At 35.8% G+C, this 12,311-nt stretch carries 6 protein-coding genes; 3 read left to right on the top strand and 3 right to left on the bottom strand.

The features are described 5' to 3' along the window. Nucleotides 1-128: 128 nt before the first annotated feature. Complete coding sequence (locus tag H6G76_RS00200) at nucleotides 129-2,861, bottom strand: EAL domain-containing protein (RefSeq protein WP_242056273.1); 2,733 nt, start codon at nucleotides 2,859-2,861, stop codon at nucleotides 129-131. Between the two features lie 473 nt (nucleotides 2,862-3,334). After that, entirely contained in the window at nucleotides 3,335-4,297 is a 963-nt protein-coding gene (locus H6G76_RS00195; RefSeq protein WP_190694077.1) for an NAD-dependent epimerase/dehydratase family protein, read from the bottom strand. A 950-nt stretch (nucleotides 4,298-5,247) separates the two neighbouring features. Here H6G76_RS00195 and H6G76_RS00190 point away from each other — a divergent pair. After that, complete coding sequence (locus tag H6G76_RS00190) at nucleotides 5,248-5,916, top strand: 2OG-Fe dioxygenase family protein (RefSeq protein WP_190694076.1); 669 nt, start codon at nucleotides 5,248-5,250, stop codon at nucleotides 5,914-5,916. Nucleotides 5,917-5,958: 42 nt separating this feature from the next. Here H6G76_RS00190 and H6G76_RS00185 read toward each other — a convergent pair whose 3' ends face one another. Then, on the bottom strand, nucleotides 5,959-7,104 hold the full coding sequence (locus tag H6G76_RS00185; RefSeq protein ID WP_190694073.1) for a DUF711 family protein: 1,146 nt from the start codon (nucleotides 7,102-7,104) through the stop codon (nucleotides 5,959-5,961). A gap of 386 nt (nucleotides 7,105-7,490) precedes the next feature. On the opposite strand from H6G76_RS00185, the gene H6G76_RS37980 reads away from it, so the two are divergent. Next, on the top strand, nucleotides 7,491-9,530 hold the full coding sequence (locus tag H6G76_RS37980; protein ID WP_190694071.1) for a DUF262 domain-containing protein: 2,040 nt from the start codon (nucleotides 7,491-7,493) through the stop codon (nucleotides 9,528-9,530). A 516-nt stretch (nucleotides 9,531-10,046) separates the two neighbouring features. Continuing rightward, nucleotides 10,047-12,305, top strand: coding sequence for an ATP-binding protein (locus H6G76_RS00175; protein WP_190694069.1), 2,259 nt, complete (start codon nucleotides 10,047-10,049; stop codon nucleotides 12,303-12,305). Nucleotides 12,306-12,311: the final 6 nt, after the last annotated feature.

Here is a 12,311-nt window from a genome sequence, read left to right as displayed (position 1 = left end):
AAACAAACTTAAATCGCCACACTAGCCTTTATAACGTTTCACTTTAAGTTTGATACAAATAGTCCGTAGGGGGCAGAGGATCAGGGGGAGGCAGCGCGGTGGACTGGTTATCCTGCATTCTATTTAATTCAATTGAAAAAGAAAGGAGCAGGTCTAGCAACACCATAACCTTGGGCATAATTGACCCCAAGGTTTTGAATTACTTCTAAAATAGCTTTATTTTCGACATACTCGGCAATGGTTTGAAGCCCCATTACTTGACCAACTTTATTGATTGCATCTACCATTGCTAAATCAATCGGTTCCTCTACAATATGTCTAACAAAACTACCATCAATTTTTAAATAATCAACTGGTAAATTTTTGAGATAAGCAAAAGAAGACATTCCACTGCCAAAATCATCTAAGGCAAAACAGCAACCAAATTCTTTTAGTGAGCGAATAAATACAGCAGCTTTACTCAAGTTTTTAATAGCGACAGTTTCAGTAATTTCAAAGCAGATTGCCTGAGGTGGTATCTGATATAATTCAAATTGGCTACACACAAAATCAATAAATTGATCATCATTAATACTTGCGCCAGAGAGGTTAATTGTATATAAACAGCCATGCGTGTTGTGATATGCCAGACAATTATTACATTGAGAATTTCCGCATTGTGCCAGATTAGTAAAAAACGTGTGAATCACCCAACGGTCAATAGTTTGCATCAGATTGTAGCGTTCTGCGGCTGGGATAAACGCCATTGGTGATATTAACTTACCCGTTTCATCTATCAGCCGTAAAAGAATTTCGTAATGCTTTGTTAATGATTTGGTGCGGTTTACAGGCACAATAGACTGATAATACAGCCGAAAACGATTGTCTTCTAATGCTTGAGTAATTCTTCCTACCCATTGCATTTCACCATGTTGTTTTGCTAACTCCAGATCATCAGCTTGATACATATGTACACGATTACGCCCTTGATTTTTCGCTACATAGCAAGCTGCATCGGCAGCACTTAAGGCAGTATTCATATTTTGAGTATATGCATTGATTTCAACTAAGCCGATGCTGGCACTCAAATTGAAAATTTTATCCTGTTTCCACACAAACCGAAATTTTTTGGCAACTTCACTTAGCTTATTAGCAATTAATACTGCTGTATCTAGAGAACAGTTATTAAATAAAATACCAAACTCATCTCCGCCTAAACGTGCAAAAGTGTCATAAGAACTTAGATGTTTTTGAAATAAACTAGCAACTTCACGCAATAGTTCATCACCAGCGACATAACCGCAAGTATCATTGATAATTTTGAATTGGTCTATATCTAAATAACACAATGCGTGTGTTTCCCCATCAGCCTGAGCGTTAGTTACAGCTTGGGCTAGGCGGCTTTCAAACTCGCGTCTGTTAAACAGCCCAGTTAAGCTATCGTGACTAGCCTGCCAAGATAATAGACGTGACATATTGCGGCTTTGGGTAACGTCGTGAAACACCAGCACTACACCAATAATTTGGCCGTCGCTGGTACGAATTGGTGCGGCAGAATCTTCAATAGATAGTTCTCTAGCATTGCGAGTAATTAAGACACTATGGTTGGCTAAACCATAAATCGCACCAGAATGTAAAACTTTTTCTACTGGGTTTTCTGCCGTTTCGCGGCTAATTTCATCAATAATCTGAAAGACTTGCGCCAAAGGCATACCTAAGGCTTCGCTGAGGTTCCAACCAGTCAGGTTTTCAGCAACCGGGTTAAGATATTGAATTAAACCATTGGCATCGGTTGTAATTACCCCATCCCCAATAGATTGCAAAGTAACTAAAGCTAGTTCTTTTTCTTGAAAAAGAGCTTTTTCTATGGCTTGGCGTTCGGCAATTTCACTTTGTAATTGTTCCAGAGTTCTTAATAACTCGTTAGTGCGTAAGGTAACTCTAAGTTCTAACTCTTCATTTGCTTTTTTGAGTGCGATTTGCGATCGCTGCCTCTGATGATCAATAATGTTAAGCGATCGGGCATTCCACCAGATCAGCACTGCAAAGACAATAATATTTAACACGCTTAAGGCACATAAACCAAATTCCGCAGTATAAATCTGCATTCGATAGCCAAATAAAACCAGCCAGCATATCACTGGCGGTAACAAAATTGCAGCTGGTAATAAATTTCTGGCCATCATTCCGCCGGCATTTTTATTAGTGACGACTATCATTAACCCTCGATTTGGACAGGCAAACAGAATTCCACAAATTAGTAAGAGAAATGCAATGGCTGTATGTATTGCAATTGATGTTAAAGAACCAAATTTATACAAATATGCATTGCCGTAAATGTAGCCTAAAAGACCCATCCCAGAGATAAAAGATGCGATGACTGCAAATATCTGAGCTACAAAATACTTGGGTTGAGTCAGACTCAACAGCAGTAAACTTGAGCCAAGCAACACAAAAATAAATGCGGTTTGAACTGCCATTCGACCAGGAGCAGTATCACCTAACGGGTCAATGCTAGTCTGAAAGAAAATTTGGTCAATGCCAAGGTTTAAGTTGAAAGCATACTGCATCAACGTTAACAGACCAATTACTAAAACTAAGGCAGCACAAACTTGAGCAGCACGGCGTGTTACACCAATTGTCGAATGCTCATGCCACAGCCATAAAGACATTCCTCCTAAAATTAAACATATAGCTGTGTTTGCTTTCATTGCCACCCATCCTGGCAAAATGCTTTTGAGAACTGTAATGTCTTTTATCCAACCCACAATTACAACACAGCCAATCAAGATTACTGCAATACTAATTTTTTGAGAAAATGACTGGCATAAAGTGTTCAAAGCAGAAGACTGAGCGCGAGACGGAGTATTAAAAATAGCCATAAGTTTTTATATTTGACTAGCAAATATCAACTATTATGTTACTTGCTAGTTATACCGAAAAGTACGGCTCTAAAGAAATAAAAATAATTAAGGCAAAACGACCTAGGTTCATACAGGTGATGAGCAAGGTAGGCGAAAAAAGCAGGATAAGGAACTTCCAACTAAAAAAATATCCAATCATGAGGGATAGCAGAGGGAGCAGGGGAGCAAGAGCGCAAAGGGGGAAAAAAATTCTTCGCAATATCTTTGATGGTTGATGGTTGAATAATTTAATTTCTGGAAGTCCCTCAGCAATAAAAAAATAAAGTCGTCTGAAGCAGAGGTACATAAAAATATTTAAGCCCCTCTCCGCACCGGAGAGGGGTTAGTTAGAGGTTCATAGAACTCACATTAATATTGATTTTTGACTCAAGAATTTTTGAAAATTAAGTGTTAGAGTTCGGGTGAACTTGCTAATGCTCATCAAGAGAATTTCAAATCATTTCTAACAATCCTTCTTGCCGTGAAATTACTGTTTGATAACCAATTTCACGTCGGGCTTTAGTATCATTTACTGTAACTTCATCAGCAATCATAGATAAAGCTGTTCTAGTAATTGGAGGTACACCTTTAAGCTTGAATACATTCCAGGCTTGTTCTAAACTCCATGCTAAGAACCAAATGAGCCAACGTGGTCGGCTGCGTGTACCTGGTTCAACTCCTTGAGTACGTGCTAATTCTGTAATAAAACTGCGGAACTCTACAGGTGAACCATCAGTAATAAAATAAATTTCTCCACCTTTACCTCGTTCTGCTGCACAAATTAACCCTTGACACAAGTTTTGTACATGACAGGTAGAAGTAAGATACTTTCCTCCAGAAACCCAAGAAAAAGTTCCCTCGCGCATAGTTTTCAAGAAGCGTGGTAACAATGTAGTATCTCCTTTTCCCCAAACAAAACGCGGACGAACTACTACTGTTGTGAGTGCATCTGAGTTGGCTTCAATGACTTTTTTTTCAGCGATCGCTTTTGTCAGGGGGTAAAATCCTAATGGCTTTGTGGGTAAAAGTCGAGTTTCATCAGCATTAATTATTGGTTCTCCTCCAATCAATACAGCTTCTGTACTCACATAAACGAGGCGTGGAACACCTGTTGCTTTAGCAGCTGCAATAACTTGTTCTGTTCCACATACATTAACTTGTTCAAAATCCTCTAAAACTCCCCAGTCGTCTACCTTTGCAGCTACATGAAATACCACTGTACATCCTTCCATCCCCGACTTTAAAGCCTGGAAATCATTGATATCTCCAAAGATGGGAATAGCACCACAGCTTTTGATTAACTCAATTTCATTCTCCCATTTAACAAGCGATCGCACTTCAAAACCTTGTTTTACTAAAGTCGTGATTAAATTACGACCGACAAATCCTGAGCCACCAGTTAAAAAAATCCGCATACCTTTATTTCCTGACTTTGAGTACATTTACCGTTTTAGTTTTATTCAATAAAAATCACGAAATTGAACACGCAGAAGTAAGACATATTTTGTGAGTTAGATAAAATATGCACTAATACTTTATGGTTGTTAGACAGCCTGAGCAAATTTTTCTAACTAAAATGTTTTTGGACAAATGTTTAACAAGAAGTTCATTAATTACTATTTCAAGCTTTATTTAGATAAATATGAACTAATCCAAAACAGCATCAATAATTAAGTAATGCATGACCCTTCTAATATAAAGCATTTTTAATTTTTTACCATCAGACTTTAGTCACATTAATCAGCATGACAAAAGAGCTATATAAAATGCAATGATAATTGATTGATTGTCTGTTAAATCTGAACTTTTTTACAATTTGTTATTGCTAAATCTAATATATTCGTATCCTATAATGCCGAACTTTTAATATTTCTAGGTTTTTAGTATAAATAATTAGTTATTAATCATTAAACTAATAAAGCAACAATATTTTGTTTGATAATTAAGTTTATTTTGTATGATTAATTACAGTTATTGGCAAGAATAAAGAACTCGTCACAGTAAGTAGATATCAATCAAATAGGCATTGCGGTAGCTAAGGATGATTCCTGTAGACTTGGCTTCTTATCCCATTTCTTTGTCAAGCTGCGCCACACTCTCACTTATTCCTATCTTTGCGGTAGCCTGCGGTAAGCCGCTATCGGCAACTTCATACAGAATTGGTATTAATACAATAAGCAAGCCAAACCATTAGCCAGCACAGCATTAGTACTGAACAATCAAAATGTTATTGCCTTATCACAATTTGTCAATTTATGTAGTCAATTTAACGACAGTTTAATAAAAAGTAGCATATACTCAGTAATATAACCCTCCGATAAAGAAAAATAACGGAGGATTTAAACCTAATAAGCAGGTAAATCCTATGCAAGAAGTATGGGAATCAACCCAATTGGAATATGCCTTTCTCTTTACCCTCAGAAAGGTAAATTCAATTAATCCAGAAGGTTTCGAGCCATTTTTTAATAATCTACCTGTTGATCCTTATATCAAAGGTAAGTATCGTTTAAGAAGATTGTCTCGATTTACCGTTTCTGGGGATCAATTAATTAAACTACCTCATGGCTACCTCTTCCAAAGTAAGAATTACAACCCTTTATTAGGAGATGTTAAAAGAGGATTCGCTGAATTGGAAGATGGTATTGTTGAGCTTGATATCTTTAAAAAGATGGTTTTAGCTTTTAGTGAATCCTGTAAACTGCATCCAGAAGCAGAGATAGGAGTTCATCAAATTAGAACTACCTGTTCACCAGAGAATATGGGTAATCCCGCGCCTGAAGGTATCCATCAAGATGGTACTGATTTTATTGGCATATTTTCTGTGAAGCGAGAAAATATTCAAGGTGGAGAAACACATTTATATACTGCTAAAAAAGAGAAGCCTGTTTTTAGTAAAGTTCTAAATCCTGGTGAACTCTTATTAGTTAATGACCACGAATTTTTCCACTTCACTACGCCGATAAAACCACAAAATGAGGGTGTAGGGATTAGGGACGTGTTTGTGTTAACTTCGCCTAGCTTACTAACTGAATAATTATTTATCTAGTAAATTCCTGTTTATTTTACCTTTCCAACATTAATCTATTGCAAATATTTTACAGTCTACTAAGTATGGGGAATTGAATGTAGTCATTTCCCCAGCTTTTTTATTTGGAATGGGAAATAATCTGGCTGATAATGGTTTATTAAGTTTAATCGCTAAAGTTGCTATATCAATTAAAATTGCTGCTATTTGATCAATAGAAATCTCGCCAGGAAGAGGAACTGTGTCTAGTCCACAGCCACAAACAGCAGAATACAAGAGTAAGTTTGTAATATCATAGGTTTGCTCATTAGCTCTGGTTGCTAAACCAACATCTTCACATACAGGAAGCATTAACCCAGAGTAGCCACAAATTTTTACAGAAACATTTTTTAAGACACGAGTTAACATTCCTGAAATTGTGAGCGTACCAGGGCTACCAAATTTACCATGCAGCAATTGTTCATAGGCAAAAGCAATACTATTGCTCTTGTCTAAAGATGGTGCTAAAGAGGTATCAATACCATTGTATTCTATAGCAAATTTAGCAGATATTTGTTGGGCGATCGCCTCTATTTTCTGCAATTCAATTTCTAACAATAATTGCAACTTTTCTTCTACAACTTCTATATCTGGAAATTGCGAAAAAGCCTGTGTAACTAAATCAGCCAATTCCAAGCCTAGAGAAAAAGATGTGTTACCTAGATGATATGCAGTCGGAAAAAATGGGATTCCGGGTAAGCAGTTTGCCCAAGCACAAAAGCGAAAGTTACCATAACCATTTTCAGTTTCTTGGGCGATACGTTTAATTACCTTAGCTGATTCCCAAGCATTTTGAAAATTAAGCCCAGTTTCCATGTCACCTATTTTGCTAGAACAGAAAATACTTGAAGTATTTTTGTTAATCTCTGGTATTAAGGCTATAGTTTCCGGTCGGCTGGCATAACCAATGTTAAAAAAGCTAATATTTAGGCTGTGACAGAGTATTTCTAAAGCTTGAATTTCTTGAATAGCTTCTGTTGTTGATATTGGCAGATATTCTTCCCAAGGATTTGTGGCAATTCTGGTTGTTTGCACTTCATATCCTTGCTGTTCAAAAAAAATTTTAGCCTGCTGATTAAACTGGGCTACTTGTTTGATTTTGCTGATTTCCTGCGGAGATTGTAGCGAAACGCCTGTGGTTATAGTTCTAATTTTCATAAACAAGGGTTTGGCTTTGGGCTTCTGGATACACTAACTACTAGGCTATGCAAAAATTTTGTTGCTGACAAATAACCTCTTAGAGGATGTTTGAAAAATCTTCTTATTGGTAAAGTTTTAGATACTACTTAAATTCATGCCACAAACTAGCTTGTGAGGCACCAAGGGTGACTAGAGATCTGGACTGTCGGTAAGCTGCTCATAGTGCTGTCTCCTCATGGTAATTAAGCTTTATATCCACATCTTGAGTATTTGTCAGTCCATACTCAACACAATTCTACATCCCAGCGCAAACCTCATTTATCTAAAATTTTGTTTCATTTTTTACATGATAATTTTTTTCATATTATCTTTATTAAATTGATACTATTCAAAAACTCAACACTGTGGATAAAAGCTTAAATTCCCTATCTAAAATCTTTACAGAAAAACTTTATAGAATACCAGACTATCAGAGAGGCTATGCCTGGACAGAAAAACAATTAAAAGAGTTTTGGGGTGATTTAGAACAATTAGATAAAGGTAAAAATCACTATTTAGGTGTTTTAACTTTAGAAGAAGTTAATAAGTCTTTACAAAAAGACTGGAAAGATGACTTATGGATTATAGAATCTAAAAGCTATGAACCATATTTTGTTGTCGATGGGCAGCAAAGGTTAACAACAGCTATAATTTTAATTCAAGCTATTCTGGAATGCACAAGTGAACATGAAAAATTAAATTATACTACCACTTATGAAATTAAAAAGAAATTTATATTTGATTCAAAAGATGATGGTATATCCAGATCATACATTTTCGGTTATGAAAAAGATAATCCGAGTTATGAGTTTTTGAAAACCCAAATTTTTGGGGAGAAATCCGATATGATTACTCTTCATCACAATACAATTTATACTCATAATTTAGAGGATGCGAAAAACTTTTTTATAGATAAAATAAAGTTATTTAACTCTGAGCAAAAAGAAGAGATTTACCGCAAACTAACTCAGCATTTACTATTTAATATATATACTATTTCAAGTGACATAGATGTTTGCGTAACTTTTGAAACAATGAACAATAGAGGAAAGCCACTATCTTATTTGGAATTATTAAAGAATCGATTAATATACTTATCCACCAAATTTAATGTTGATTTATATGAACAAGAAAAATCAAGGACTAGTATTAATGAATCTTGGAAATCTATATACTATAATTTAGGGAGAAACAGGAATAATCCTTTGGATGATGATGATTTCCTATTCAACCATTATATCACTTATTTTGATGAAATAATAGCAGGTGATGATACAGTTGAAAAATTCTCAATCAGTATTAGAAGACTAAGAATTCATAAAGAATATTATTCAACATATTTATTAGAGAAAAAATTCACTAGTAAAAATATATTGTTACCTCCCGGATCTACAGAAAATAATAACAAAAATAATAATCTTACATTGACTGATGTCTATAATTATGTCCAAAGTTTAAAAAATTCTGTCGAAATTTGGTACAAAATTTTTAATCCAAACGATAGTAATTTTTCAGAACCAGAAAAATTTTGGCTCAATAAGTTAAATAGGATAAGAAGTAAAGGTTCTATTCTATTAGATACAACTTTGATTATGGTTTTCTTTTCTAAGGAAAACGATCCTATCAAAAGAATTAATTTTTTAAAAAGTTTAGAAAGACTGAGCTTTTTGTTGTTGTTATCTAACGATTATTACTATTCAATCACTATAATTCACCCTGTTACTTTTTTAAACTGGGCAACTGCTTTGAGTAAGAATACTCTAACAGTTGAAAAGTTAGTAAAGGAGATAGAAGACAAGCGTCAAAACATTATTAATAATAAAGAATGGCTTGAAAAAATAAAAGCTGCCTTTAGAAATGAAGGATTTTATAAATGGCAGGGCATAAAGTATTTTCTTTATGAGTATGAATTACATTTACAAAATCAATCAAAAACTAAAAGGGATAAAATGAATTGGTATGAGTTTATTGAAAATGGAAATGAAAATGAGACTGAAAATGATTTTGATTATAAAACTATTGAACATATATATCCACAAAATCCAAGAAAGGAATGTTGGACTGCAAAATTTAGTAACTATAATTCTAGAGAAAAAAGCATATTAAGACATTCTTTAGGTAATCTATTACCTCTTTCACAACCAAAAAATTCGACTTTTCAAAATAAATGTTTTTCGGAAAAAGTCTCAGGGATTGATAGCATTATTGGATATGAATATGGATCTTATTCAGAAATAGAAGTCAGCAAATATCATGAATGGACTGCTAAAGAAATATTGGAAAGAGGGATAAAGCTTTTGGATTTTATGGAAAAAAATTGGAATATAACTATAGGAGATAAGAAACAAAAAGCTGATTTTCTAAACTTAAATTTTGTAATATTAAAGGAAAATATTAACCTTTAAAAAGCGTTTGACAGCAAGTATTTCATGAATAATATTGTTAGGAAATTACAGGATTCAGGTCGCTTGGTGAGGTACGAGTCCGAGTTTTCTATAGTTCGTTCTAGCTTATTGCATAATTCTAAGTTAGAACACAGAGTGAATTGCTCATATGAGCCAATGTCTTGCCAAGAGGGTGCGAGATCTCTCCTACACAAAACTAGCTAAATCAATCTTTGAAGTAAGTAAGCAGAAATTTTTCTTACTTGCACCAAAAATCATAGTCAAATCACTCAAAATCACTTTTTATTATTTATGTTCAAGAAAAGTGAGTAATGGCGCAGAGTGTTCAATCCGTGGTGATCGTTTGAATACGAAGTAAAAACTTATCTTGGCCCAGTTTCATTCCATTCTGGCTGTTTTATCATGAATTCTTAATTTAGTTTTTAACCCCTACAAATCAGTAGCAAGAACAAGGCAGAATAATTTGTATCTGTGATTTAGTGCAGTGTCATCAGTTAAACTTTAATTATTCACACCATGAGTTCTGAAGACATCACTGAAACTACTTCTTGGAACAGCCATGACCAACCGATTCATCTGTCTGGGTCGATACAACCTCATGGTTTATTACTCGCACTCGATACTGAGTTAGATATTTGGCAAGTTAGCAACAACACCGAGAAATATTTGGATAAACAACCCCAAGAGTTACTCGGTCAACGGCTTGGTTGTTTACTTGCTACTCAACAGGTAGCCGCTATCAAACAGTGCTTAGAGAAAAAAATTGGTAGTGTCACAACTTTAAAAATACCGATCGCAACTGTAAATGGAGAGCGATACTTTGATGGTATTGCTCATCGCACAACCAATGCGATAATTTTGGAACTAGAACCAAGAGACAGTGATGATGAGGTCAGTTTTTTAGGTTTTCATGGTTTGGTAAGTGAAGCGATCGCAAATTTGCAAAACACCTCAAACCTAGAAGAATTTTTGCATTTGGTTGCCTCAGAATACCGCAAAATCACTGCTTTTGACCGAGTAATGGTCTATCAATTTGATGAACAGGGTGCGGGTTCGGTGGTTGCTGAAGTCAAACGAGAAGAGTTACCGCCTTATTTAGGGCTTCACTATCCAGCAACCGATATCCCTGAACCAGCAAGACAGTTATATATGCAGTGTTTGCTGCGCTTTATTCCTAATTTCACAGCCCAACCTGTGGAGTTAATTTCACAAAATTCAGCCGACACTACACCCGTTGATTTAAGCTGGTCTGTACTGCGGAGTGTTGATCCCTGCTGCGTGGCATACCATCAAAATATGGGTGCAGCAGCGATTTTGGTGATTGCTTTAATTAAAAATCAGCAGTTGTGGGGGTTAATTTCTTGCCATCATCAAACCCCGAAGTATCTAACTTATGAAGTGCGGAAAATCTGCGAATTTTTAGGTCAGATTGTGTCCTTAGAGTTAGGACATAAAGTTATTCACTCAGAACTAGATTATGAAGTGAAGCTGAAATCTCTGCAATCTGAATTTGTAGAGTTAATTTCCCAGGCGGATAATTTTATTGATGCCTTAGTTAAGCCTCAACCTAGTTTATTAGCCCTTGTCAGTGCGACAGGGGCGGCGGTATGTTTGGATAATGAAATCACGCTGGTGGGTGAAACACCAGATATAGAACAAGTGCGATCGCTGATTGCTTGGGTAGATAATCAAGTTAGTCAACGCATCTTTGCTACTGATTCACTGCCTAAACTTTACCCAGAGGCAATTCAATATAAAAATACTGCCAGTGGATTGCTATTATTACGAATTTCCCAAATTCAGCGTTACTATATTCTCTGGTTTCGTCCCGAAGTTCTACAAACTGTCAACTGGGCAGGCAATCCCAACGCGTCAATACAGACAAATGCGGATGGTAGCGTTATCCTGTGTCCGCGCACATCCTTTGAACAATGGCAAGAAACAGTACAATTAACTTCTCTACCTTGGAAACAGTGTGAGATTGATAATGCTTTGACCTTGAAAAATGCGATCGTTGGAATTGTGCTTTCAAAAGCTGAGGAATTAGCCAAAATCAACCAAGAGTTAGAACGCAGTAACCGCGAACTCGCTTCTTTTGCTTATGCGGCTTCTCACGACCTTAAAGAACCGTTGCGTGGCATTTATAACTTCTCGACAATTTTAATCGAAGATTATGCCGCAGTTCTCGATGAAGACGGGCTTGACTACTTGCAGACTGTACTTGCTTTGTCTGTACGGATGGAAACTCTGATTAATTCTCTGTTGCGTCTTTCGCAATTAGGGCAAACACAACTCCATCTAACACTTACTAATCTCAATGAATTGGTGAACCAAGTAATTGATGTGATTAATGCTAGTCGTCAAGAGGCTCAAATTAATGTTCACATTCCTCGGCCTTTACCAACAGTTCAATGTGACTCGGTACTAATCAACGAAGTTTTTAGTAATTTAATCATCAATGCCTTGAAATATAATGATAAACCAGAAGCTTTGATTGAAATTGGCTTTATCAGCCAGCAAGAATCACCAAATATCCGTAAAAATACCTCATACCCCGTTTTTTATGTCAAAGATAATAGTATTGGTATTCACGAGCATCATTACCAAACCATCTTTAGACTATTTAAACGGCTGCACTCTCAAGAAAAGTACGGTGGCGGCACAGGCGCAGGACTAGCCATTTCTAAAAAAATTGTTGAGTTACACAGTGGTCAAATTTGGGTGGAATCTAGTGTAGGTATTGGTTCCACGTTTTATTTCACCTTGGGTCAATAGTTTAAG

Origin of the sequence: Nostoc sp. FACHB-152 (assembly GCF_014697475.1) — a bacterium.
GTDB lineage: Bacteria > Cyanobacteriota > Cyanobacteriia > Cyanobacteriales > Nostocaceae > Nostoc_B.
This window is presented reverse-complemented; position numbering and strand designations above follow the sequence as displayed.

Excerpts from the sequence above, each read along its gene's own strand:
- H6G76_RS00185 (WP_190694073.1), bottom strand. The coding sequence starts at position 7,104 with ATGAAAATTAGAACTATAACCACAGGCGTTTCGCTACAATCTCCGCAG.
- H6G76_RS00190 (WP_190694076.1), top strand. The coding sequence starts at position 5,248 with ATGCAAGAAGTATGGGAATCAACCCAATTGGAATATGCCTTTCTCTTT.
- H6G76_RS00200 (WP_242056273.1), bottom strand. The coding sequence starts at position 2,861 with ATGGCTATTTTTAATACTCCGTCTCGCGCTCAGTCTTCTGCTTTGAAC.
- H6G76_RS00175 (WP_190694069.1), top strand. The coding sequence starts at position 10,047 with ATGAGTTCTGAAGACATCACTGAAACTACTTCTTGGAACAGCCATGAC.
- H6G76_RS00195 (WP_190694077.1), bottom strand. The coding sequence starts at position 4,297 with ATGCGGATTTTTTTAACTGGTGGCTCAGGATTTGTCGGTCGTAATTTA.